The sequence below is a fragment of the Breznakiella homolactica genome (assembly GCF_016616095.2).
GTDB lineage: Bacteria > Spirochaetota > Spirochaetia > Treponematales > Breznakiellaceae > Breznakiella > Breznakiella homolactica.
The window spans coordinates 808,065-833,664 of sequence record NZ_CP067089.2; the positions used below are offsets into that span (position 1 = coordinate 808,065).

The window sequence follows — 25,600 nt, forward strand, 5'->3', positions numbered from 1 at the left end:
CATGCTTTTCAGCGTTTCCGGTTATACGCCGCTGTCTTCCGGGGTTTTATCCCTCGTCACCGCACCGGCAATTGCCGAAAGCGACGACGCCATGCTCCGCTGCAGTTCCAGACCTTTGCCGGCGTTGGTCCTTACAAACTCTTCTACAATGAATTTCCACCGGGTCTTTTCTTCTTCCGTGGGTGTACCAAGGATCTGCGCAAGCTTGAGCAGGTTCTCTTCGGCTCCGGTGGTGAGCGTCTGGGCTTCGCCGCGGTAATGGTCCCGCAGCAGGTTGTCCAGTTCTTCACCGTTCATCTGGGGAGTGACCCTGGCGGCCAGTTTATTCATGTTGCGGTAGCTGCCCTGGAGCTTAAAAGCCGGTTCGGTCCGGTAATCATCCTTCTGGGCCGCCGACAATATGTAGGAACGGTTGATAAGCAGCAGTGTGTCCCGGATTCTGAAAAGCCGCTTCAGGACGGCGCTGATGTCCGCCAGTTCATTCTGGGTATACGCGTGGGACAGGCCGCTGGCCGGCACGTCTTCGCCTTCGGCCATCCGCACCAGAAGAACGATATCCTTCGGGTCCCGGGAAGCCAGCGGCGCCAGCACGGGATTGGAACTGAGGCCGTTTTCGATATAGGACAACGCAAACGCGTCTTCATGGCCCGAAAGCATGTCCCCCAGGTTGTATATGTCTGCCCGGTTCGCCAGCATGTCCGGAATTTTGAAAATATCCCCGGACTCGGTATAGGGGTTTCCCGCCATGACCAGGGCGAAGCGTTTGCCCCGCATGTCCCAGGTGACGGGCTTTCCTTTCCAGACACCTTCGGCCCGCCTGGTACCGTCCGCCAATGCAATAAATTTCTGGAGGAATTCGGGACCGGTGTGCTGGATATCGTCAAGGTAGAGCATCACGTTGCTGCCCATGGCAAGGCCCAGGTTGAGTTTCTCCAGTTCCTGTTTTGCCGCGCTGCTCCGGGCGTTTGCCGGGTCCAGGTCGGCTATGCTGTGGCCCAGGACGGTACAGTTGATGCGGACAAAGATCATCCCCAGCCGGTCGGCGATATATTCCATTAAGGTGGTTTTACCGTAACCCGGAGGGGAAATAAGAAGAAGCATTCCCATGCGGTCGCTGCGGTTGTCCGGTCCGGCGGTGCCGACCTGTTTGGCGAAGTTGTCACCGATGACCGGAAGGTAAATTTCATTGATAAGCCGGTTCCGCATAAATGTGGAAAGCGGTTTTGCCCGGTACTGCTGCAGATCGAGTTCCTGCCGTTCCTTTTCAACCAATTCGGATTTTAATGACCGGACCCGCTGTATCATCGGCATGGCTTCGCTGCTGTGGAAGCGGAACCGTCTCCTGAAATCGTTGAGGGCCAGTTTTATAACCCCATCCTGAATACGCGGATGCTCACCCAGAAGACCTTCGGCCTTGCCGCTCAGTGAAGTATGTACCGTGTTGCGCTCAGCTGCGGGTGTCAGAAGAATGAGTGATGCATCATCAACCCAAGCACCCAGTTCCGGTGCCTGGGTTGCGCTGAACGCCGCAACCCAGTCCCGGACCATGAGCCAGTTTTCCGCGGGGCCCGCGTCTTCCCGGTTCCATTGTTCCATGGCGTTGGTTCGTTTCGCTTTTTTTAGGAAGGCGTCCGCAAGATCCGCCGCGCCGCCGGGAACGGTCCATCCGGCAGTCTCGCTGCCCAATTCCAGGACCAGGTACGATGCCGCTTCGCGGATCAGCGCTTCAAGGCTGCTTTCTTCGTTAGCCGCCAGCAGCGCCGTTCCTTCAGTACTGAAATCCGCCGAAAAAGCATGCAGCATTTCAATAAGATTGGTGGTAAGCCGTTTTTCAGCTTCATTGGAACTGAAGAGTTTTTTCTGTGCCGCCGCGGCTTCCGCGCGGGCGGTCAGCAGCTGGCGGGTATCATCATCAATCCCATACTGCCAGAAAAGGAATGCCAGAGAACGCTGGGCGGGGCTGTAGCGGAGCAGTCCCGCGTCGGAATACATTGCTCCCAGTTCCTTAATGATGATAAGGCAGTCATGGTCATGCACACCTTTCTGGTAGCCTTCGGTATAACGTCCCGCCATTTCTTTCCTGATAATGGAAAGCAGGGCACTGTCATTTTTTGTTCCCTTGGTGCAGAGTGAAAACAGTTTATCAATCTTGGTTTCCGATGTTCCTTCCAGCGATTTTTCAATAATGCTTCCCGCCAGATATTCCGCGCGGTAAATGCCGGGACTTTCAGACGTAAGCGGATAATCCTGGTAGGCGGCATATGAATCGAGTTCGACGTTTTGAACCGGATAAAAATAATCGGTGCCGCTCAGATGGAAGGAGAGTTTTCCGTTGTGGGGAATCAGGGTCACATCCAGATCCTGCCGGCTGATGGTAAAGTAATGCTTGCCCAGTTTCAGCGTGTTGTCCATGCTGCCGGCCAGTTCGGTTTTATCCCGGACAGCCCGGAGGGCACTGTCCCTGGCTGTCTTAAGCTGTGTTTCCAGCTGGTCCGCCAAAGTGCCCGCCTGGATTGATCTGAGTTCTTCACAGAGGTTTCTGATCTTTGCAAGGAGGATGTCCCCGGCAAAGTAGGCGTGGACTTCATCGGCTGATGACATCTGCGCGGTTTTCCTTGGAACATGCTCAAGGATTTTCTGGCCGCTTTCAAGCAGGCGGCGGCTTTTTTTCTGCCGGGCGTCCACAAGGGACTGGCGTTTTGTTTCAAAGGCTTCGTACACCGAATCGCGTTTGGCGGAAATATCCGCCGCGAATTCCTCGTATTCGGCAAACCTGCCATCCAGTTCTTCAAGCTGGGACAGCAGCTGGGTCAGGGATTCTTCACATTTTTCCGGCGTATCCGCCAGCTCAAGGGAACTTTCAATACTCTGCTCAAACAGCCTGAACCGGGCGCCGAATTCCGCGGCGTTCTCGCGGCTTCCCGCCTCGCTGCGGATTTTATGGATCTGCGCCCGCAGCCGGTTGATATCGGCATAGAGCGCCGAGATACGGTCAATGATTCCCGTCCGCAGTTCCGCATCCCCCTCGGAAACGGAATTGAGCTGGTCGATTAAAATATCCAGCCCTTCGGCCTGTTTATCAACAGCAGATATCATGGTATCAAGGGATGCGGTGTTTTCTGTTTCGGGGATTTTCCGTTCCAGGCTTTCAAGCTCACTCCGGTAACTGTCAAAGGCATGGTCGCCGGAAAGAAAACGGATCACCGCTTCACCGGTTTTTTTCCGTTCATCCTCAAGCTCTTTCTTCATGTCATCTATGCGGCTTGTGTCCACATAACGGAGTTCCCTGAGCGATTCAAGCCTTCCCTGGCCTTCCCGGATATCCTTGAGGACTTTTATAAAATCATCCGGGGTCTGCCAGAGGTTTGCCGCAATACCCGAGATCATGGTCCGGTGGGCCTGCTCGGCATTTTCAAGGGTCCGGGCATTATCTTCCCGGAGGGCATCAATCTTTTCAAATTCCGCCAAAGCGGAGCGGGCGTTTTCCGCAATGGCTTTTATGTCGGTATCGATGTGTCCCGTTTCATCGGCGTCCAGCCAGAAGTAATTATCGAGAACCCGGGAGCACTGCTGGATCATATCGTTGTACAGACCACGTCCGGCGTTTTCTTCCCGGGCGGATCGGCAGATGGTAAGCATCTCCGATATTCCCCTGACCAGTGACGCGTTGCCCACCCGGCCGAAGAATCCCTTTCCTTTTTGGACAGCCCGGGCTTCATCGGTGTACGGGGTTTCCCAAAGCTGCATAGGATGGAGCCGCTGGGGTTCGGTTCCCGCGGTCTGGAAAACCAGCATGTGCCCGTCGGGAAAAAGGGCGTAGCCGTTTGATATGATGGGGACAGACAGTTTCTTCTCTATTACATTGTACGAGAAAAGAACGTACTGGGCGGTTTCGCTTTGGTAGAAAATATACAGTACATCCTCTCCGTTGGGAGAGCGGACCTTGCGGGCAAACCGCAGTTTTCCGGTGTCAACTCCGGGGAGTTCGAAGGTTTTGTACTCTCCGGTCCGCAGGTAATATCCGCCGGAAAAAATGATGCCGTGGTCTTCCGGAAGTTCGGCGCAGGAAACGCCGATCATATCCATCCGCTGGACATGCTGCGTCTTTATATTAAACACAAAATAGCGGAACAGTTTTTCCCGGTACGGTTTTATTTTGAGGATGATGATGTCCGATATTTTTGCGTAGCTGATATCGGCGTCCGCCAAAGACTGGTTTTTATCTTCCACTTCTTCGCTGTAAATCCCCAGTCCCGTTTCGGTGTTGTTTTCAACCTTGATGGTCAGATCCCCGCCGATGGTTTCGACAAAAACCGTATCAAGGATATTGATATGCGGAAACTTTCCGCCCACCTGGTTTTCGCGGACGCACTGGGTCCATTCAAACGAGTGGGACGGGGGCAGGGCAATGTCCCGCTCGCCGCGGTTGTCTATATATTGCAGTTTATTGCGCTTATCAATCTGCCATCTGAAAACCCGCACGTCGGAAGCTTTCTGGCCTATCCGGAATGACGCAAACAGTTTGTCCTGGATAACCGCAAGCTGGTCGAGGGATGCCTGACTGTAGTACGTGTACAGTTCCCTGAAATCGGAAACGAAATCCTCCGCTTCAAGAAAGGTTCCGGCGGCGGGCAGGGAAACGAGTTCGGAAGATTCGTTTTCGTCATCAATGCTGTAAAGGGAAAATACATCACTGACCGCGGTTTCCTTTTTCAGGCCGATGAACACATTGTAGCCGAACAGCAGTTTATTTCCGATCCGGACAATATCCCGGGCCAAACACTTGTTTTCCGTGGTGGCGCTCAAACGCCGGATAAGCCTCTGCTCGGTGCGTCCGAATTCCGCTTCCCGCGCTTCATTGAGGGAGTTAATCTTTTTCAGCAATGATTCACCGGAACGGTTCAGCCGCTGCCGCAACAGTTCGTAGCTGCGGCTTTCGGCAAGGATCGATCCGGTGTCATCGGCGGCGGAGCTGTCAATAGGATTCTTTTCTTCCATACTTCCGGTCACGGGAGCTTCTTAAAGCCCTTAAGCAGTGTACTCAGCGCTGCGCGTTCATCATCGCTGCCGTCCTGCATAATCTTGTGGAACAGGGCTGCCACGGAAAGGTTCTGCAGATCCCCCGACGCGTTGCCCAATGCTCCGATAATTTCTTTTATATCTTCCACCGTATCGCGGGATCCGTCGAGGTTTCCCTTGAAGAGGGTTTTCAGGGTCTGGCTTTCGGAAACCAACCCGTCAATACCCTTGCCTACGGACAGGGCCTGCACGAACCGTTCGAAGTATTCACCGTTGCCGCCCACGATATCAATCTTAGCGTTGCCCAGCGCCTGGCCCAGCAGTTCAGCCTGTTCCTTCGCAATATTGGTCTGGGCATCGATAGCCTTAAGCGTGGCGGTCTGTGCCGTCTCGAGCTTCATGCGGTATTCCTCGTGGGACCGGGCGTTGTCGCTCATGGTCGTCATGGCGTCGAACTTCTCGCGCATTCCCTTGGCTTCCGCCAGGAACCGGGCTTCGATGGCGTCGGCTTCCGCTTTGCCGGCCTTTGCGGTGGCTTCCGCTTCCGCCAGCCGGATATTAACCGCGGCGAGTCCCAGCTGTTCATTGCCCTGGGCTTCGGCTGAGAGTTTAGCCTTCAGCGAATCGGCCTCTGCTATGCCCTGTTTTACACTTGCTTCCGCTCCGGCAATGGTTACCTTCGCGTCGATCAAACCCTGTTTTTCCTTTGCGTCGGCGGTGGCAAGCATGACCTTGACGTCCGCCAGTCCCCGTGCGGCTGCCAGCGCTTCGGTTCCTTCGGCTTCGCGTTTCTTAGCTTCCGCGTCCTTTTCAGCCACCTTCAGCCGGGAGTCCGCCAGGGTAAGTTCCTCGGCTGCCTTGAACTGGGCGCGTTTCTCCATGGCTTCAGCGGCTTTAATTTCGGCCAGCTGCTTTTCTTCCGCCTGTCCTTCAGCGAGGATGATTGCGGATTTCTTGGTCCGTTCCGCATCGGATAAAATCCTCACTTCCTTGATCGCCTCTTCCTGTTCAGCCACGGTGCGTTCAACGATGATACGTTCCCGGACCACATCGGCAATCGCCTTCTTCTGGATTTCGACTTCCCGTTCTTTGTCTATCTGCTGCAGGGTCACTTCTTTTTCGCGGTCCACCGTTTCCAGTTCCCTGGCCCGTATAACCTTCTGTTCCTCAATGACCACCGCCCGTTTCCGGTTGTTCTCCGCTACTTCCTTTTCACGCAGCACATTTTCCTGCTGGATTGCGATGGTTTGTTCCGCCTGGAGTCTGGCCAGTTCCGCCCGGGCGTGTTCTTCCGATTGGATCTTGGCGGTCTCGGCGGCTTCCCTGGCCCTTACGGACGCGATCTCCCGCTGCTGCCGCGACTCCGCGTCGGTTTGCTGCCGTTCCAGTTCAAGCAGCGCCTCTTTGGTTTCAACATTTTTTTTGGTGATCCGCATTTCCTCATCGCGGCGCAGGTTGTTGGTATTTACATTTTCAATGGCGGTAAGTTCCGTAATTTTCTTGATACCCTGGGCGTCAAGGATGTTGTTCGGATCAAGTTTATCGATAGGAGTTTGCTCAAGGTAGTCGATGGCCGCATCCTCAAGGACATACCCAGAAAGGTCGTTTCCTATCTGCCGGATAATCTCATCCCGGAACCGGTCCCGGGCCTGGTACAGATCAACGAAGTCCATGGACTTTCCGACGGTTTTAAGCGCCTCGGAAAACTTTGCCTGGAACAGGCCTTCGAGAGTTTCGTGGTCCGACGCCCGGGAACAGCCGATACTCTGGGCTACTTTCAGCACGTCGTCAGCTGTTTTGTTAACCCGGATAAAAAACTTAACCTTTATATCCGCCCGGATATTGTCCCGGCAGATAAGGCCGTCATTCCCGGTCCGGTCAAGGTCGATAGTCTTAAGGGATATTTCCATAAGCTCGGCTTTATGGATAACCGGAAGCACCAGCCGTCCGGTGAACGTAACCTCAGGTTCCGCTTTAAGGGTATTGATGATCATCGCATAGCCCTGTTCTACCTTATGGTAGAATTTGGCGAACATGCTGAGCGCGATGATAAGTATAAATGCCAGAACACCGATTGCAACAAATACGGGAATCATAGAACATCCTCCATCCGCATTAATTATCTGTCCAAAAAGAACCATCTTCAGGACAAACATAATGAACACCTGAAACTATATTTTAGGTGTCCGGTGAAATCTCATTGTACTGCCGCAGCCGCGGTTCATTTCTAATTGATTTTTTTAATTTGAAAATCCCGGTATTGTACCCGGGACAGAATCAATCCTCGTCGGGTACTACAAAATACCGGTCGTGCTTCTGGTCATATTCAATGATGATTGCCCGGCTGCCCCTGGCAAGTGTATTCGGCGTTTCGGCCCTGACGTTTACGTTTATTGATGTTCCCCTGGTTTCAATGTCGGCCCGGCCGAACTGTTCATCCACCGAACCGGTGGTAACTGTGCAGAGTGAGCCTACCAGGGTTTTCTTTGAAGCGGCGGCGTGGGACCTGAACAGTCCCCGCAGGGGCCGCAGGATGACGGAACTGACAAGAAAAGAAACAAACCCGCTGGCCGCCAGGATAGCCGCTCCGGCGATCCAATACAGAAGGGAGGGCCGCAGGGGTTCAAGCAGCCACATATTTGAAAGACAGCAAATCGTCCAGGAACTGAGGATAACCACCGAAAGGACAATGGTGATGGGAATGTCCTTCAATCCAAGGGCGGCCAGGAGCCCGCCGAGGCCGCCGCCGTGGCTCTGTGCCCCGGCATCGGCGTCGATATCAATTTCGCCTTCGGCGGAAACATCGCCGCCTGCGTCAGCCCCTGCATCCCCGATGTCGGTGTCAATATCGGATGAATCGGTATCCACCAGTCCCACCGCCGCCAGCAGCCAATAGATGATCACCACCGCCAGAAGGACGGTGTAGACCACGGTGGGGAAACTGATCAGGGAACTTAAAAAAAGCTGCATGGCCGTGCCCCTTTTCATTGGTTAAAACGCCGGCATAACACCGGGTTTATAGTATTGCAGGATAGTGAAATTGTACAGGGCACCGGGTTGTTTTTTACTTGTTATCGCAGCAAACAGAGTCTATGTTTTAGGACAAAAAAAAGACCCTTTCGGGTCTTTTCTGAGAGATGCGGGACTCGAACCCACCACCTTTAGCTCCGGAGGCTAACGCTCTATCCAGATGAGCTAATCTCTCATTTCAATAATCAACAAATAATTGACTACCGGAAATAACTTATCCGATTTAAACCGGCCATGTCAAGACTCATGCCTGCACAAAAGAAGTAACTGTCCATGAACATCCTCCGCCCAGAGGCGGTATTATAACATCCATCCGATACCGATAAACGGACGCAGGATAAAACCTTTGTAGTCACTGATCCACGCTTTTTCGTCAAAATCATAGCAGAAAAAGTCATAGCCCATCGAAATTCCCGCATCCACACTCATGGAATTTATAATAATTCTGAATGCCGCGGTTCCGCCGACACCCAATCCGGAATAGCAGTAATTCAGATCCTTGCTTCCCTCCGGTTCGCCGTTGAAATACGTTATCTGGGCATGGGCTCCAATACCCGCGATAAATTGTATGGCTTCCGTAAATATGGGAACCCGGAAAGCGGGCCCCAGCATCAGTTCGCTCTGTATACCGAAATCGGGTTTATACTGGGTCTTGAGATACCGTGTGTTCAATGGGTATGCGACACTTAAATCATAAAAATAACCGAAATACCCTTTATTAAGAAAACCGAACCCGTTAAGGCTTACCCCGTCATTTTTTTGGATCAGGTTCTCTCCGTAATATTTCTCCCAGGAGATACCATACTGTACCCTCAATGCCATCCAATTTTCGGTTTTGCCAAAAACAGGTATGCCGCATACGAGCAGAGAACATAATGCCAATATCAGTTTCTTATTCATAAGATTTTCCCAGATGGTTTGCCGGTCAGAGAAACAACACATTTTTATTCAAAAAGCTGAATAAATATATTATATAACCAGTTTTGAATTTTTTCTAAAATTATTGGAATTTCAATAAAAAAAAGCCGGACCGAAGTATTCCGGCCCGGCATAAAAATTGTCAGCGTTCCATGGCAGAGAATAATTAAAGTCAATCTATGCAAAACAGCCGTCTTTTTACCCCTTTACGGAGCCCGACATCATACCGGAGACGAATTGCTTCTGGAAAAGCGTAAAGACGATGACTGCGGGGATACTCATCAGCACCGATCCAGCCATCAGATTTCCCCAGCTGATGCCGAACTCGAGTTTGTAATAGGCAAGGCCAATGGAAATAGGCTGGGTTGAAATATCCGTCGTCAGCGCGAGGGCGAGAAGAAATTCGTTCCAGGAAAGGATGAACGCATACATACCTACCGCCCCGATCGCCGGAGCGGCTATGGGAACGATCAGTTTAAAAAGGATCGTCAGCGGTCCGCATCCGTCGAGGACCGCCGATTCTTCAATTTCAATGGGGATGTTGTCAAAGAAGCCCTTGGTAAGCCAGATTGTTATGGGCATCCCGATTATGAGATATACCATTACGATCCCGGGATAGGTATTCAGAAGGTTAAGACGCCTCAGGATAATAAAAAAAGGTATGATCAGCGCGACTCTTGGCAGAACACGGCTGAATAGGATCGCCCCCAGGATCAGTTTTTTCCCTTTAAATCTGAACCGTGAAAAACCATAGGCGGCCAGAACCGCGATTATCAAAGCTAAAACCGTCGACGCGGTGGAAATTATCACGGTATTCAGAAAATAGCGCATCATGGACGAATTGTTCAGTACGGAAATATAGTGTTCCAGAGTGGGGGAACGGGGAATCCACTGCGGCGGGAACGCGTAAATATCCTCGCTTTTTTTGAATGATGTGCTGATTATCCAGAGGATAGGCATAAGACTGAAAACCGAAATGACTAACGAACCTAAAAAGAAATATATTTTCTGCGGTATGGTATGGCGTCTCATTTGATTTTTTCTCCCCGGGTTAATAAGTTTCTGATCAGCATTGTCAGAAGGACAAACCCGATCAGCATCACACTGACGGCTGAGGACTGCGAGAAATTGAATTCATTGAGTCCAAGCCGGTAAATAAACAACCCTAATATTTCAGTGGCTCCGCCGGGTCCGCCGCCGGTCATAACGAAGATAAGGTCAAAAGCGTTCCACGCGTATACAATCTGGAGCATTACCACAATCACAATTATATTTTTCAGATTCGGAATTGTTATCGAAATAAGCCGCTGGAACGCATTGGCTCCGTCCACTTCAGCGGCTTCATACTGTTCCTGCGGAATGGCTTTCATGCCGGCGAGCAGCATTACCATAAGAAACGGATATCCCTGCCAAATGGTCGCGAACAGTACCGAACCAAGAGCAAGGCTGGGATCCGTCAGCCAAGGCCGGGCAAGGGATGCAAGCCCCAGCTGTTTCAGCATCGCGTTAAGCAGTCCGAAGTCGGTCTGCATGATCCATTTCCAGGTGTTTCCCGCCACGATCGAAGGGATTGCCCATGGCAGAAGGGCAATGGTCTGGATGATGATTCTTCCTTTAAAATTGTTATTGAGAAAAAGGGCCACCGCAAAGGCAAAGGTGAACTGAAATAGTACACTGCCGAAAACCCAAATCAATGTGTTAAGGATTATCCTGGGAAATTCATACCGCTGAACAGTGGCAATAAAATGTTTTAATCCGACAAATTTAGTTTCAAAATAGGGAAGGCTGACGTCGGAAAAAGAAAACAGAACCGTCTGCCATAACGGATATACCATTAATACCAGCAAAAGAATTAATGCGGGCAATACAAAAAGAAATCCCGGAAGCTGTTTTCTCAATTTAATTCTCCCCAAAAATTACAGAATCCGTTTTTCCGGGAAGTGTAAAAACTCCCCTGAAAAACGGACCAATACACAACAGCACCTAATCTGCTATTTTACCCCCAAAATAGCGTTCGCTGAGTCGGTCATAATCCGTGCCGCTTCCTTTACGGTTGCTTCTCCGGTCATGGCGCGCTGAAGCTGCCGGATAATAACTGTCCGGATTTCCACCCATTCAGGAATAATAGGTTGGTTTCTCGTTGTTTCAGTTGCCTTAAGTATTTTCTTGTAAATAGGTTCATTCCATGGAGCGGAGGTTGTGGCCGAAGAGCGTCCGGGCATACGGATGGTAAGCCGCGACAGATTGTCGGGCTGGGTAAACCATTCAATAAACTCCCGAGCCCCATCAGAATTTTTAGCGCCGACAGGAACGGCAAAACTGTAGCCGCTGCTCCGTGCGAAATTCCCGCCCGGATTCGAGGCAAAATCCCAGCGGATGTTTTTTGCGTTCTCCTTAAAAGTAGGAACAAGATTCGATGCGCCTTCAATCATGGCAAGACGGCCGCTGATAAAGAATTCAATATAATCCTTGGTATCGTAATTTACGCTTCCCTGGGGGGACACACCGTGGACCCGAACCAAGTCAATCCAAAATTGAATAGCCGCGATAGCTTCCGGTTCATCCAGGACACAACGGCCGTCCCGGATAACTTCTCCGCCGTAGGACCAGATAATCGGCAGCAGCTGGTCAATCCCGTCAGAGGCCGCAGCGGCACTTCCCGCGACACCGTATCCGTACCGTTCTCCCGGAATTGTCACGGCCTTTGCCATTTGAAGAAACTCGTCCCATGTCCAGTCATTGGTAGGATAGGGGATACCCGCCGCGTCGAAAATATCCATATTGTAGAATATCCCCGTCGCGTCTGACCGGTAGGGAATACCATACTGTTTTCCCTGATACATACCGGCATCCCACATTCCCGAGGAAAAGTCCGCCCGCGCAACACCGGGAAACGGCTGCAGCAGGTTTTTCCCGGCCAGAGGATTGAGCATACCATCATCGAGAGCTACCGCATCGGGCGGTACATTGCCGACAATCGCAGTGGTGATTTTTTCGATGTAACCGTCATAGGGGTAGGTCTCAATTTTAAGAATAGTATCATGGGTTTCGGCGTAGGCTTTTTCTATGACCGGCGCCTGATCCTTCCACCACGCACCCATCCAGACAGTGACAGTTTTCGGTCCCTTGCCGCTGCCGTCCGAAGATCCTCCGGAGAAAACACTCGCCGCGGGAACCAGCATTCCCGCGATCAACAAAATCCAAAGTTTTTTGGCCATCATTCATTCCTCCATTAAAATGTTGAATTTATTGTACGTCCGCCCAACCGTGCACGGTTATTGACCGGACGACAGCCTCATAAACCCGCGCCATTGCCAGCGCGTTTTCCAGGGGTACCGTTTCTTTCGTATCCTCAAGAATCGCTTTGCTGAACTCATCGCCCTGCAGTGTATAATGGTCACAGGGCGGGATTACGATTTCTGAAGTTTCTTCATATCCCAAGGCACCCTCGGTGACGAAGATTCGGGTTTTCTCATCCGACGGCGGGTTAAAAGGCTGCGGAATGTCGATGACCCGTTCCGTTCCGATAAAGCTCATGTGCTGGAACGGTGCCATCTGTGTGGATGTGACATACGAAAGGGTGCATGACGGGAACTCAACTATCAGAGACGCGCTGCGGTCGGTTCCGAACCGCGGATCGATATCGGCATTTACCAGCAGCCGGACCGGTTCCTCTCCCAGAATCATCCTGGATACCATCAGGGGATAGCATCCAACATCGAAAATTGCTCCGCCGCCGAATTCCTTTATGTTTCTGATATTCGCAGGATCATCCGTATAGAAACAAAAACCGCCCTGAATTGTCCGCAGGGTTCCGATGGTTCCATCCTTGAATAAGCGTTTCACTCCGGACCACTGAGGATGGCTGGCCACCATAAACGCTTCCCCAGCCTTGACGCCGCAGGAATCCCGCAGGGCGATCAGTTTCTCCGCTTCCTTTACGGAAAGTACCAGTGGTTTTTCACACAGAACATGTTTGCCCGCCTTCATCGCTTTAACCGTCCATTCATAATGGAGATGGTTCGGAAGGGGGATGTATACGGCCTGTATATCATCATCCTCAAGAAGTTCCTCATAGGAACCGTATGCTTTTGGTATCCCGAACTGTTCCGCTGCAGCACGCGCTTTTTTTAGATCACGGGAACAAATAGCGTATACGTTGGAATACTTTCCTTTCTGCATCGCGGGTATTATTTTGTTTAAGCCGATCTGCGCGGTGCTCAGAATACCCCAGTTAATCTTTTTCTCCATAACCATTCGCTCCTTTTTCTTCAGACTGTTGAATTTGTAGGTACCATTTTCATAAAAAAATGGAGATATACCGGAAGGCTGTCGGTGACTTCCCGTGACAGATCGTCAAGCATCCGCATGTCTTCTGAATCGATACTCCAGCCGGCGGCGCCGATGTTTTCAGAAAGCTGGCCCGCCGATTTTGCACCGGTGATTACAGAACAGACACCTTCCCGGGACTTTGCCCAATTAAGGGCAAGCTGCACCATGGTCTTTCCGTACCGAAGGGCTATCGGTTTCATGGCGTTTACCGTTTCGACACAGGATGCGAACCATTCTTTCTGGAAAAGCAGTATCCCATTATTCGCGGGCCGTCCCCGCTGGTCCTCTGAATCAAAACTCCAGTCCGGAGTAAATTTCCCTGAGAGAAGCCCCACCGCAAGCGGGCTGTAGGGAATAATGCCGATCCCGTTTTCCCGGCAGAATGGCTGTATCTCCGCTTCCATGTATTTCCGCCATAACAGGCTGTAGCATTGCTGTACCGCGTCAATCTGTCCGTGTTTTACGGACTCTTCGAGCTGATTCCGGCTGAAGTTGCATACCCCCAGAGCCCGGATTTTTCCTTCCTGTTTCAGTTCCGTCATAGTTCCGATAACTTCGGAAAGCGGAACCGAATCGTTCGGATAATGTATAAAGTAGATATCAAGGTAATCGGTACCGATCCGCCGCAGGCTGTTTTCGCAGGAACTCCGGATATTCTCCGGCGCCGTATGTTCGTATGAAACTTTGCTGGCAATCTGAATCCGGCTCCGTTCCTTACCCAGGGCTTTTCCCAGCAGCGTTTCCGAGCGGCCGCCGCCGTAGGATTCGGCATTATCAAAAAAGGTTATTCCGCTGCCGAAAGCGGCCCGGTATATCTCAAGGAAATCACGGTCGAGGATACCGGAGGAGAATTCCGATACCCGGGGAACACTGCCTCCCATACAAAGCTCTGAAACCAGTATGCCGCTCTTTCCCAGCCGGTTATAGTTCACATCAGCTCCTCTTCCGTTTTTTCAGCAGCGGTTTCCCGTGATACCCCGCTGCCGTTACAGCAGCGCGTTCTTCTCCTCGTATGCTTCCACCGAATGCTTATCCACCTGTTCTTGATTTATCGTGATTCCGAGTCCCGGTTCCTTTGAGGGAATAATATATCCGTCTTCCCAGACGAAAGGTTTTTCCAGCAGCGTATCAAGACCGTATCGGTCCATCTTTTCAATACATTCCTGTATAAGGAAATTCGGTGTGCATACATCAAGCTGAATCTCCGCGGCGAACATCACCGGACCAGCCCAGAAATGGGGAGTCACCTGCATATGAAACGCGTCGGCCTTGGCAGCGATTTTTTTTGCTTCCAGAATCCCGCCGACCCCGCCGAGGTCAAGCTGTACTATATCCACACAGCCGCTTGCGATCATGGGAGCCATTTCGTATTTAGTGGCAAGCCGTTCCCCGGACGCGATCGGAATCGATGTTCTGCGGGAAACCCGCTTCATAACCGATAAATTCTCCGGCGGGGTAGGCTCCTCAAGCCACAGGGGATCGTATTTTTCAAGGGACTTGGCGACCCTGACGGCACCGGCCGGGGTAAACTGGGCGTGGGTTCCGATGATAATATCGCATTTATCGCCCACCGCTTCCCTGATACGCCGTACTGTCCGTTCCGAGCGGGACATCATTTCCAGGGGTGGCTGGGAAACCGAAAGGCTCCCCACATAGGGTGAATAGGGATCAAACTTAATCGCGGTAAATCCCATTTCAGCGTATTCAACAGCCCGCTGTACACAGGCGTCTTCCATCTGCCAGAAATCCTCACACCAGAACTTGTCATTTTCTTCCATCAGGTACGTATATGTCCTGATCCGTTCGTTCATTACGCCGCCGAGGAGTTCATAGATTGGTTTTCCCGTTTCTTTGCCGATAATATCCCAGCAAGCCATCTCAAGACCGCTGGCGATTCCCATGGTGGAAAGGTCTGCGCGGGAAAAAGAATGGCCCGTGAAAATCCGGCGAAGGAGTTTTTCTACATCAAAGGGGCTTTCACCTATAAGATATTTTTCCGCTATGTGGGAAACCATGTTTTTGTAAACCGCCGGAGGATAGGCGTTCCAGTAGATCTCGCCCCAACCGGTAATATTTGAATCAGTGGTGACCCGTACGAGGAACCAGTACACGCCGCCCTTGGCGTTTTTCCGCATCTTAACAACGTACGGTTTAACATCGGTTATCTTCATTTTTCACCCCATACCATATCTTGTAGATTTGATTGTACTGCTTAAGTTGTAAATACGAGTATATACTTAGAAATTCCAGGCTGTCAAATAAATTATTTTTTAAAATAACACCTTCTTTTCGAAGAAAAAATAATCTTATTGGATATAATTGTGTAAATTACCGGACAAAAATCCTTGTCAAACCTTAAAAATGCCCGTATACTAAATCAGTTGACACTAATAATATAAATACATGTATATACAATTAACTGCAGGAGATATAAATGGCTAGATTGAATCTTAAGGAACAACTTACCGATGCGAAACGGAACGGCTACGCAATCGGGGCCTTTAATATATTTGACTGCCCTTCGGCACGGGCCGCCGTTGACGCGGCGGACAGCCTCAAAACTCCTATCCTGCTGCAGACTTCCGTAGGAACGGTAAAGAAATTCGGCCCGGAAGAGCTTTTCGGGATGATGGATCTTATGCGGAAAAGAACCGCCGTTCCGGTGCTTTTCCACCTGGATCACTGCACAGAACCGGAACTCGCGAAGGTGTGTATCGATACCGGGTGGGATTCAGTTATGATTGACCTTTCCGCCCGGCCGCTGGATGAAAATATCAGAATCACCGGGGAAATCAAAAAGTACGCTGCAGTAAAGGGTGTCTGTGTCGAAGGTGAACTGGGTGTTATTTCCGGGGTAGAGGAAGAAATAAACGCTGAGGAAGGGGAACTTGCGGATTATGAAACCTCCCTTGTGTTTCTTGAGGGAACCGGAATAGACGCATTCGCGCCCGCCGTTGGTACTGCCCACGGTGTGTATAAAAAAGAAGTAAAACTCAATTACGATCTCGTACGGAAACTTTCGGAAACCACCGCTGTTCCCGTGGTTATCCACGGCGGAACAGGCCTTTCGGACGAACAATTCGCACGGCTCATCGCGTGCGGAGCCTCTAAAATAAATGTCTCCACAGCGCTTAAGTACGCCTACATCAACGGACTGAAAGAATATCTCCATGGTCACCCTGAAGAGTACGATCCGATCAAACTAAACAGCGCGGCGGAAAAGTCGGTCAGAGAAACTGTGGCGAACCATATCATACGGTTTAAACCGAAAAGCGGCGGACGGATCTGAATGCCGGATAGTATCACGTGTATGGAGGAATGATGAAACTGCAGGCGCTTTTATTTGACTGCGACGGTGTCCTGGCTGAAACCGAACGGGACGGTCATAGGGTTGCCTATAACCGCGCGATGCAGGATGCCGGTATCAGTGAGCAATGGTCCCCGGAAGAGTATGCGGAACTGGTCCGCATATCAGGCGGCAAAGAACGCCTCAGGTTTTTTTTTGAGAAAAACCCGGAGAAATTCCCCCCGGATATATTCGGCAGGGATATGATTGAGAATATTTACTCAAGCAAGACCGTCATCTTTAAGGAAATGGTACAGGAGGGCCTTCTCCTCCCGCGGACGGGAATACTGCGGCTTATTACAGAAGCCCACGAGAAGAATGTTCTTCTGTTTGTCTGTTCCACATCGCACAGAGAAAGTGTTGAAACGCTGATCCGGAAGAATTACGGTGATACCTGTTTCGGCTGGTTTGCGGGGGTTTTCTGCGGGGATATTGTTGCGAGGAAGAAACCGGCTCCTGATATTTATATCCTGGCGGCGGAAAAACACTCACTCCAGCCGGACCGCTGCTGTGTCATTGAGGACAGCCGGAATGGACTGCTGGCGGCAAAAAACGCGGGAATGCACTGTGTCATAACCCGGAGTTACTATACCGCCGGGGAAGATTTCTCCGAAGCTGATCTGGTGGTTTCTTCTCTGGGTGATCCCGGCGGAGAACGGAGTGAGATATCCGCGGATAGTCCGGCGGCAGCCGGCCAGGGGTACATTTCAATTGCGGATATTGATATATTACTGTAAAATTTTATTGATTTCTTTACATGAAAACGGAGATTTGAATTATGTTGGACCGGCAAAGTGCGCTTCCGCTGCATACACAGTTTGAGACGATAATGCGGCAAAAGATCGAAGATGAGGAATGGCCGATTAACGCGTGCATTCCTTCTGAAAATGAGTTTAGTAAAATATACGGTATCAGCCGGATGACCGTGAGGGCCGTCCTCAACCGACTCGTAGATGCGGGTCTTCTTTTCCGTGCCCAGGGGAAAGGGACTTTCGTGGCGGAGCCGAAGATTATAAGCAAGCCTCTCGTCCGGTATGGAATAAGAGAGCAGCTTGAGCAGATGGGATATGAAACTTCGACAAAGATGATTTCCATTGAGAAGATCCCCGCGACAGCGAAGGTTTCGAGAATTCTCAGCATTGAGCGGGGCCTTGATATTTTCGCGGTCAAACGTATCCGGTTTATTAAGGAAATCCCCCTTAGTTACCATATTTCGTACGTTCCCGCCCGGCATTTTCCCGGTCTTGAGGAACAGGATCTCGAAAACAATCAAATGTGTAATGTCATCGAAAAGAATTACAATTACCCGATTCAGCACAGAATCGAAACACTGGAAGCCACTACCGCAACCACCGAAGAAGCCTGGCTTCTTTCGGTAAAGCCGGATTTTCCCTTGCTGCTGCTCGAAAATATCGTATATACCGACCGGGAACTTCCTCTTGAGTATTCGAGAATTATCTTCCGGGGAGACCGGATCAAAATAAAAATGGAATACAAACGGTCCTGATAACTGAAACAAATTTTTGCTTAATAGCATGAGGGTTTCTTTATGAAGATTTTAGCCATGGATTTTGGGACGTCATCAATAAAATTTTCTATTCTTGATGAAACATATACCACACTGAGGACGGCGAAGGTATCCTACCAAATCAGAGTATACAACGGTGACTGGGTCGAACTGGACGGTACTGTAATTCTCGACGCTATGACCGAGGGCATCCGCAGTTTCGGTGCGGACGCGCGTGATGTTGAACTGATCGGCTTCGATGCTTTTTCACCCTCCATGACTTTTATGGATGAACAAGGCGATCCGGTATATCCAGTCTTTACCCATCTCGATCGGCGCAGTAAAAAACAAACCCGGGATATTCTTGACAATATGGGAAAGGAACGGTTCCAGGCTATTACCGGAATACAGCCTTTCACCGGCGGGGCGTCGGTTACGTCTGTTTTATGGACAAAGGAAAACGAACCGGCTCTGTTTGACAGAACATACAAGCTTGGGCATCTCAATACGTATATTTACAAGAAACTCACCGGCCGCTGGTGTTCGGATCCGGTCAATGCGTCCATGATGGGAATGTATGAGACCGTTACGGGTGCGGGATGGTCAAAAGAAATCTGCGATACCTTTGGGATACCGGAACGCTTTTTGCCGGAAATCTTAGAACCCGGAACCATTGCCGGAACGCTCACAAAGGAAATGGCGTCCCGCTGCGGACTTACACCGGGTATTCCGGTTGCCCTTGGTACGAACGACGCTGCAACAGCCCAGATCGGCGCGGGAAATTCCTGTGCCGGCGATATACTCAACATATCCGGATCGAGTGAGATGGTTTCCGTGCTTACCGACATTCCGCGGATCGATGATCGGTATTATCTCCGCTGTTCCGCTTCCGCCGGACTCTGGCAGATTTACGCGACCACCGCCAGCGGCTTTGCCGTTGATTGGTTCAGAAATGAATTCTACCGTGACATGGATGAAAAAGAATTTTTCGGCACTGAATTCCCATCAGTGGTTGATACCCGTCTAGAAAAAACTGAAGTGGTTTTCCTGCCCTATCTTGCCGGGGACCGGCAGAGCCTTGAGCCCAAGAAAGGTGCGTTTACCGGTCTGACCCTGGATTCGAAAAGAGAGGATTTTCTCGCGGCGATTCTTTTGGGCATCCATGAACCTATTAAAAACGTAATCGATATCTGTGATACCTTTATGGAACTGAACGGGACAATAAAATTAACAGGCGGTATGATCAATCCCGCATTTATCCGGGTGAAAGAGAAACTCTTCGGCAAATACCATTTCGAGATAATCGATGACTGTCCGATTATCGGCAGCGCCCGGCTGGCCGTCAGCGGCCTCGGCAGGGGGAATGTCTGATGAAACAAAAATTACTCCGCGGAATATTCGCGCCTTTGACGACACCTTTTTCAGAAACCGGGGATGTTCGGTATGATCATCTCGAGTATAACATGGAAAAATACGCTGCCAGCGGGATACAGGGATATCTCGTTTTTGGTTCCAACGGAGAGAATAAATCCCTTTTAAATTCCGAGAAGGAAAAGATCCTTGCCTCAGTGATCCGCAATAAAGCGCCCGGGCAGATTGTTATGGCGGGAAGCATCTATGAATCAACCATGGAAACTATCGAATTTGCTCTGCTGACCGCGGAAGCGGGGGCTGACTATATAACACTGCTGGCGCCTTCGTATTTTAAAAGTGAGATGAAAGATTCCGTCCTGGTAAAGTACTTCACCGATGTGGCCTCCGCGGTTGGAATTCCCTGTCTTCTCTACCGGGCACCTCAGTTTTCAGGCGGTATCGATCTTTCGCCCCGTTTGGTGCGGGAATGCGCGGAACATCCGAATATTGCCGGGATAAAAGATTCTTCCTCCGGGGGGATTGAAAAAATACTCCACGCGGTCCCGGAATCTTTTTCCGTATTGTCAGGGAGCGCCAATACGTTTTTCCCCGCCATGCTGAACGGCGCTGCCGGCGGTGTGTTGTCCCTGGCTGATTATCTGCCGGGAAAAGCGGTGGAATTGTACGACGCGATTGCCGGCGGCAGCCTCGGAAAAGCTTCTGAACTTAACAGAAAGATTATCGCCCTTAACATAGAAATTTCCGGCACTTACGGCGTGGCGGGTGTTAAATCCGCAATGGATTCAGCGGGTTTCCGCGGCGGTGTTCCGCGGCTTCCGCTCCTTCCTATCCCGCCTGAAGGGGCGGAAAAGATAAAAAAGATCCTGAATACTTATCCCTGATTCACAAATCACGGCAGCTTAACGGACAATACCTATATTCCGCGGCGGCCAATGAAAACGGGACCAGCGGCAATTAGGTGGAGCTTATTCATTTCTTTCGTTAATAATGTTATACTATATTTACTTTACGTCACGCGCATGTCCCGGCCGGGAGGAGGGTGTGTTTTTTTGAGCGAATATCAAATGACCAGTCTCACACAGGAATTCGAGATTGAAAGCATTGTTTCAGTTCATTATTTCGAATATTCGAAGGATTACCTTTTTCTTGGGGAACGCCACGATTTTTGGGAAATTCTTTACGTGGACAAGGGTGAAGTAACGGTCCGCGCCGATGACAACTATATTGTGCTGAGCCGCGGGGAAATGATTTTCCACAAACCGAATGAATTCCATATGGTGATTGCCAACGGTATCGTCGCGCCGAACCTGGTGGTGGCATCCTTTGTGTGCCGGAATCCGGCGATGGAATCCTTCCGCGACCGGATTGTTATACTGGATGAACAGTGCAAAAAATACATGGGCCAGATCGTCGCGGAGGCGAAAAACGCCTTTTCCAGCCCCCTGGGCGACCCGTACCTAAAGGCGCTGGAAAAACGGCGCGATTCCAAATTCGGCTGTGAACAGCTTATTTCCGTGTATCTGCAGCTTCTGCTGATCAGCATTATGCGCATGGACGGCGCTCCCGCGATCACATCGGCCAACCGGCAACACTATAACGAAGAAATTTACAAAAAAATAACCGTGTATCTTGAGGAAAATCTCGATAAGAACCTGAGTATAAACCATATCGCGACCCATTTTTCCCTCAGCAAAACGAGCCTGAAATCCCTGTTCCGGGAAAACAACAGTCTCGGCGTTATGGAATACCTCAGGAACCTGCGCATCGAGCGGGCAAAACAAATGATCCGTGAGGAAACAATGAATTTCACCCGCATCAGCGAAACCCTCGGCTTTTCTTCAATTCATTATTTTTCCCGGGTTTTCCGGAAAAACGTCGGAATGTCCCCGTCGGAGTACGCGACCTCGGTAAAGGTACTCGTGGACCGGAATACTCCGGAGGACATATAACCGGGACTACAGGTTTTTGACGCCGTTAAAACTGTGGTCTTCGGACCGGACCGATGTGACCTGGTCGGGGTAATGCGCATACTGGTATCGGAACCACGCATCCAGCTCGGAGACGAGCATAGCCCGAATCTTTGAATACGCGGGATCCTCAAATACATCATGGGACTCATCGGGATCGGCCTCAAGGTCGAACAATTCGTAAAGGGCCTTTTGAGGTCCGCCGTCGGCCAGACGGCCCAGCTTGTAGGGCCCCCGGCGCACCATCGAAAGCGCTTCGTCGCGGTTGCCGCCAATAATGGAAAATGTCACATCGTCCCAGAGGAATGTATCATTGCGGAGCATCGGCTGGAGTGTCCGGGCCTCAATACCAGGACGGCGCCATGTCGCGTCGCCGGCGAGATCCAGGATCGTACCGTAGAGGTCAATGGTGCTGACGACACTCGGCTCCCGGACGCCCGCTTTCCCGTCCGCGGGCTTGATAACCAGCGGAACCTTGCAGCAGGAATCGTACATCTGCCCTTTGAAAAAGAGGCCGTAGGATCCCATGTGGTCGCCGTGATCCGAAGTGAAGATAATCGTCGTGTTATCGTATTCGCCGGATTCCTCAAGCTGCCGGATAACCCGGCCCACGTAATCGTCGACCATTTTAACCTGACCCAGGTACGCCGCAATGATCTGCCTGCAGTCATCCTCCGTCAGTTCCGAGAGAATCCGCTCACGGAGGGGCGAACAAAGCCGTTTAAAGATGGGGCTGTCCGCGAGATAGTCCTTGTAATATGAATCAGGCAGCTTAATGCTCCGCCAGTCGTACATTGAACCGTAGGGCGCCGGCGGATCGTAGGGCATGTGGGGACCAAAAAACGAAAGGAACAGGAAAAACGGGCGGTCCCTGCCGCGGTTTTGTAAAAATTCGACTCCCTCCCGCCCGGTCCAGGCGACATCGTGCTCTTCTTCGGTGCGGAAGGCGCTGCCCATCATAAATTTTCTGATATCGGTATTAAAGGCAAGTTCATCCTCGTCGAAACGCTTCACGGGATCAAACCTTCCGGCGAAGGGGCCCTTCTGGAGCCATTGTATATACGCGGATTCCTTGTCGTCATTGGCATAGATGGAGTAAGGGGCGTCATGCAGGCGCTTATACTCAAAACCGAAATCGTCTTGGGACGGAACAAAATGCAGTTTGCCGATTGCCGCGGTCTCGTAGCCGCAGGTTTTGAGGCGTTCCGTCATCAGGCTGACTTCGCCGGAAAAAGGTGACCAGTTTTTCGCAACGCCGCAGGACGGCGGAAACATTCCGCTCATAATCGCCGCCCGGGCGGGCCCGCAGACCGGTGACGGCGTGTAAGCGTTGGTAAAGCACACACCTTCCTTCGCAAGCCGGTCAAAATTCGGTGTAAGATCACTAATACCGGAAAGCCCGGAAACCGCGCTGAATTTCTGCTCATCGGTCATAATAAAAAGAATATTGCTGCGTTCTGCCATTAGAATCACTCCATTCATTGCTTTATCTGCAATTTTAACACAAATACTATGGTTTTGATTTAGCCAAACAGCCATAGAATTTGCACAAACTATTAAAAAAGTGATTCCCCATGCAAAAAGTGCAAATTTAATGACCAAATATCTAAATCGCCATTCGAGAAAATCGTGATATTATACATGCAGTTAATGCCCTGAATAAATGATTCACGGCATTAAAAAAATCATGTCATTTATTTAAAAATTTTATGGTTGATTGAATTCAAAGTATGTCTGAAATTTAGTATTTATGGAATGGCTTCCGGAAATATTTTCGGCTGCTGCTGATTGCGATTATTGTATTTAGGAGGAACCCTGCATGAAAAAGAGTAAACTTCTGGGAATTTTCTGTCTGAGTCTGTCGTTTTTTATGGCTGTAACCGCATGCAACAAAAGCTCCGGAGGCGCTTCTTCCGGCTCGGGGACAACGGTAGAACTTGTCTATTGGTCAAACTGGAACAATACCGAGTCCCAGGGCAGGGTGATGCGGGACGCTATCAAGGAATTTGAGCAGCAGAACCCCGGTGTCAAGATCAGCATTGTCAACAACGGACGGGAGAACAGAAAAGTCGTTCTTCCCGCATTGGAAGCGGGCCAGCAGGTGGATCTGATGGACCAGAATATCGATTTTGCCATCAGGACCTGGAAGGACTATCTGCTGAATATGGACGATTATTATACACGGACCTTCCCCTCCACCGGCGGAAAAGCCCTGGGCGAGGCTCTGCTGCCGATGTATGTGGATCTTACCCGGTCCAAAGACGCGAACGGCAGTCTGTATGGAATCCCGTACCAGCCGAATGTCTGGGGGGTGATGTACAACAAGGACCATTTCGCCAAGGCCGGCATTACTAAGGCGCCGGAAACCTGGGCGGAATTCCTGGATGTCTGCGCGAAGCTCAAGGCCGCCGGATTTATACCGATCACCACCGACGACGCGTACGCCGACATCTGGTTTGGTTTCCATCTGTGCCGCTATAAGGGTTCAGACTGGGTGGACGGTCTGGTTAACGGCCGCAACAGCTGGAACGATCCCCAGGTTCTCCAGGCCGCCAAGGATTTTGAGGAACTCGCGGCCAAGGGTTATATGCCTTCTACGGTTTCCGCCAATATCTGGCCCGCGGGTCAGCAGGAAATTGCATTGGGTGAAGTCACCATGTACCTGAACGGTTCATGGCTTCCGAATGAAGTGATGGCCACCGCCGGCCCTGATTTCCCCTGGGGTATGTTTGCCTATCCCGAGGTACCCGGCGGTGCCGACGATAAGGGCGCGACCGTTGTCGGTTCACAGATAATGTGTGTAAACAAAAACACCAAGTACCCCGATGAGGCAATGGCCTTCGCGGCGTTTATTTCCACCGGCAAGTACGATCAGCTGCTCAGTGCCCAGACCTATGGAATCCCCATGGATCAGTCAAACCAGTGGCCGAAGCAGCTGGAGGATGCCAAGGGTATTTTTGAAGGCTTTACCAAGCGGTATCCCGCCAGCACCACAATCCGCAACAACGCGGATAAGAACTCCCTTATTAAGGAAGAGTTTGTCAAACTGATCGGCGGCAAAGTCTCCGCCGCCAGATTTATCGAAGCTATGAAATAAGATTTTTAAAGCTATCCAGTGGCAGGGCGGCAAAGCCGTTCTGCCATTATTTTTTTCATTAATTCGGAACTCCGGCAGAGAAGGAGATATGCCTATGAAACGCAGCAAATTGGCCCTGCTCATTTTTATCGGCCCCGCGGTGCTGCTGTACCTGCTGATATATCTTTATCCAACGGTCCGCACCACGGTTATGAGTTTTTTCACAACCCCCACCGTTACATCCCCGGTGTCCCAGTGGTCTTTTTTCGGGTTCGGAAATTACCGTACCCTGATCGACTCCAATATGTTCCAGGCGGCAATGGTCAACCTGGTGAAGATCCTGGTGTACGGTGGCGTTATAACATTGTTCATCGCCATGGTGTTCGCCGTGATACTGACATCGGGGGTGAAGTTCAAGTCATTTTTCCGGGCGGTCATCTATCTGCCGAATGTCATCGCGGCGGTCGCCCTGGGCACGATGTGGCTGCAATACGTCTATAACGCCAAATACGGATTGCTTAAGACGGTTTTTGAAACCCTGGGACTCAAAACCCTCGCCGCGGTCCAGTGGACTTCGCCGGAACATATTTTCGGTTCGATGCTGGTGGCCTACTGTTTCGGTATGGTGGGTTACTTTATGACAACATACATGGCCGGTATTGAACGTATTCCCCGGGACTGCTACGAGGCGGCCACCATTGAGGGGGCCAATGTTTTCCAGCAGTTTTTCAGGATCACCCTGCCGCTGCTGAAGGGCGTTTTCCGTACGACCGTTGTGCTCTGGGGCGTACGTTCGGTGGGTTTCTTTGTCTGGTCCCAGGTATTCACACCACTGATTCCCATGCGGGCCACCATCACGCCGGCGGTCTATATGTACCGCAATGTCTTCGGCGTTGACGAGAACACCCTGGTGGATGTAGGCGCCGGCGCCGCTGTGGGCGTTATAATGACCATCACCGTTATTGTGATGTTCCTGGTAATAAATCTTATCCTCCGCGATAAGGATGATCTTGAATTCTAGGGGGAGGATT

Annotated in this window: 19 protein-coding genes and 1 tRNA gene; 8 read left to right on the plus strand and 12 right to left on the minus strand. The window is 50.9% G+C overall.

Going from position 1 to position 25,600, the window contains the following annotated elements; genetic code table 11:
- Nucleotides 1-21 precede the first annotated feature (21 nt).
- The 11 genes from JFL75_RS03940 to JFL75_RS03990 all read right to left on the minus strand — a co-directional run bounded on the left by JFL75_RS03940 (nucleotide 22) and on the right by JFL75_RS03990 (nucleotide 15,470).
- Nucleotides 22-4,998 (minus strand): DNA repair ATPase, encoded by a 4,977-nt coding sequence (locus JFL75_RS03940; RefSeq protein WP_215625397.1) that lies wholly within the window; start codon nucleotides 4,996-4,998, stop codon nucleotides 22-24.
- Nucleotides 4,999-5,006: 8 nt separating this feature from the next.
- The gene (locus JFL75_RS03945) at nucleotides 5,007-7,115 is read right to left on the minus strand and encodes a hypothetical protein (RefSeq protein WP_215625398.1); all 2,109 of its coding nucleotides are present in this window, start codon (nucleotides 7,113-7,115) and stop codon (nucleotides 5,007-5,009) included.
- Nucleotides 7,116-7,296: 181 nt separating this feature from the next.
- Nucleotides 7,297-8,007 carry an OB-fold-containig protein gene (locus tag JFL75_RS03950; protein ID WP_215625399.1) on the minus strand — a complete coding sequence of 237 codons (711 nt, stop codon included), beginning with the start codon at nucleotides 8,005-8,007 and terminating at the stop codon, nucleotides 7,297-7,299.
- A gap of 143 nt (nucleotides 8,008-8,150) precedes the next feature.
- Nucleotides 8,151-8,224, minus strand: a tRNA-Arg gene (locus JFL75_RS03955).
- A gap of 125 nt (nucleotides 8,225-8,349) precedes the next feature.
- A complete protein-coding gene (locus JFL75_RS03960; RefSeq protein ID WP_215625400.1) occupies nucleotides 8,350-8,949 on the minus strand; it encodes a hypothetical protein in 600 nt (199 codons plus the stop codon).
- 216 nt (nucleotides 8,950-9,165) lie between these two features.
- Nucleotides 9,166-9,999 carry a carbohydrate ABC transporter permease gene (locus tag JFL75_RS03965; protein WP_215625401.1) on the minus strand — a complete coding sequence of 278 codons (834 nt, stop codon included), beginning with the start codon at nucleotides 9,997-9,999 and terminating at the stop codon, nucleotides 9,166-9,168.
- A complete protein-coding gene (locus JFL75_RS03970) occupies nucleotides 9,996-10,865 on the minus strand; it encodes a carbohydrate ABC transporter permease (RefSeq protein ID WP_215625402.1) in 870 nt (289 codons plus the stop codon). Before JFL75_RS03970 ends, JFL75_RS03965 begins: the two co-directional genes overlap by 4 nt.
- A gap of 93 nt (nucleotides 10,866-10,958) precedes the next feature.
- Nucleotides 10,959-12,188, minus strand: a complete 1,230-nt coding sequence (locus JFL75_RS03975) for an ABC transporter substrate-binding protein (RefSeq protein ID WP_215625403.1) — start codon at nucleotides 12,186-12,188, stop codon at nucleotides 10,959-10,961.
- A 25-nt stretch (nucleotides 12,189-12,213) separates the two neighbouring features.
- Nucleotides 12,214-13,218, minus strand: a complete 1,005-nt coding sequence (locus tag JFL75_RS03980) for a Gfo/Idh/MocA family protein (RefSeq protein WP_215625404.1) — start codon at nucleotides 13,216-13,218, stop codon at nucleotides 12,214-12,216.
- 20 nt (nucleotides 13,219-13,238) lie between these two features.
- Entirely contained in the window at nucleotides 13,239-14,231 is a 993-nt protein-coding gene (locus JFL75_RS03985; RefSeq protein ID WP_215625405.1) for an aldo/keto reductase, read from the minus strand.
- Between the two features lie 54 nt (nucleotides 14,232-14,285).
- Nucleotides 14,286-15,470 (minus strand): mandelate racemase/muconate lactonizing enzyme family protein, encoded by a 1,185-nt coding sequence (locus tag JFL75_RS03990; RefSeq protein ID WP_215625406.1) that lies wholly within the window; start codon nucleotides 15,468-15,470, stop codon nucleotides 14,286-14,288.
- 263 nt (nucleotides 15,471-15,733) lie between these two features.
- Here JFL75_RS03990 and JFL75_RS03995 point away from each other — a divergent pair, with 263 nt between their 5' ends.
- The 6 genes from JFL75_RS03995 to JFL75_RS04020 all read left to right on the plus strand — a co-directional run bounded on the left by JFL75_RS03995 (nucleotide 15,734) and on the right by JFL75_RS04020 (nucleotide 21,475).
- A complete protein-coding gene (locus JFL75_RS03995; RefSeq protein WP_215625407.1) occupies nucleotides 15,734-16,588 on the plus strand; it encodes a class II fructose-bisphosphate aldolase in 855 nt (284 codons plus the stop codon).
- A gap of 29 nt (nucleotides 16,589-16,617) precedes the next feature.
- Nucleotides 16,618-17,382, plus strand: a complete 765-nt coding sequence (locus tag JFL75_RS04000) for an HAD-IA family hydrolase (RefSeq protein ID WP_215625408.1) — start codon at nucleotides 16,618-16,620, stop codon at nucleotides 17,380-17,382.
- 41 nt (nucleotides 17,383-17,423) lie between these two features.
- Nucleotides 17,424-18,152 (plus strand): GntR family transcriptional regulator, encoded by a 729-nt coding sequence (locus JFL75_RS04005; protein WP_215625409.1) that lies wholly within the window; start codon nucleotides 17,424-17,426, stop codon nucleotides 18,150-18,152.
- A 42-nt stretch (nucleotides 18,153-18,194) separates the two neighbouring features.
- Nucleotides 18,195-19,523 carry an FGGY-family carbohydrate kinase gene (locus JFL75_RS04010; protein ID WP_215625410.1) on the plus strand — a complete coding sequence of 443 codons (1,329 nt, stop codon included), beginning with the start codon at nucleotides 18,195-18,197 and terminating at the stop codon, nucleotides 19,521-19,523.
- Nucleotides 19,523-20,407 (plus strand): dihydrodipicolinate synthase family protein, encoded by an 885-nt coding sequence (locus JFL75_RS04015; RefSeq protein WP_215625411.1) that lies wholly within the window; start codon nucleotides 19,523-19,525, stop codon nucleotides 20,405-20,407. Before JFL75_RS04010 ends, JFL75_RS04015 begins: the two co-directional genes overlap by 1 nt.
- Before the next feature lie 168 nt (nucleotides 20,408-20,575).
- Nucleotides 20,576-21,475, plus strand: a complete 900-nt coding sequence (locus tag JFL75_RS04020; protein ID WP_215625412.1) for an AraC family transcriptional regulator — start codon at nucleotides 20,576-20,578, stop codon at nucleotides 21,473-21,475.
- Between the two features lie 6 nt (nucleotides 21,476-21,481).
- Here JFL75_RS04020 and JFL75_RS04025 read toward each other — a convergent pair whose 3' ends face one another.
- A complete protein-coding gene (locus tag JFL75_RS04025; RefSeq protein ID WP_215625413.1) occupies nucleotides 21,482-22,957 on the minus strand; it encodes a sulfatase family protein in 1,476 nt (491 codons plus the stop codon).
- A 355-nt stretch (nucleotides 22,958-23,312) separates the two neighbouring features.
- Here JFL75_RS04025 and JFL75_RS04030 point away from each other — a divergent pair, with 355 nt between their 5' ends.
- Nucleotides 23,313-24,590 carry an ABC transporter substrate-binding protein gene (locus JFL75_RS04030; protein ID WP_215625414.1) on the plus strand — a complete coding sequence of 426 codons (1,278 nt, stop codon included), beginning with the start codon at nucleotides 23,313-23,315 and terminating at the stop codon, nucleotides 24,588-24,590.
- Nucleotides 24,591-24,684: 94 nt separating this feature from the next.
- Nucleotides 24,685-25,590, plus strand: a complete 906-nt coding sequence (locus JFL75_RS04035; RefSeq protein WP_215625415.1) for a carbohydrate ABC transporter permease — start codon at nucleotides 24,685-24,687, stop codon at nucleotides 25,588-25,590.
- Nucleotides 25,591-25,600 lie beyond the last annotated feature (10 nt).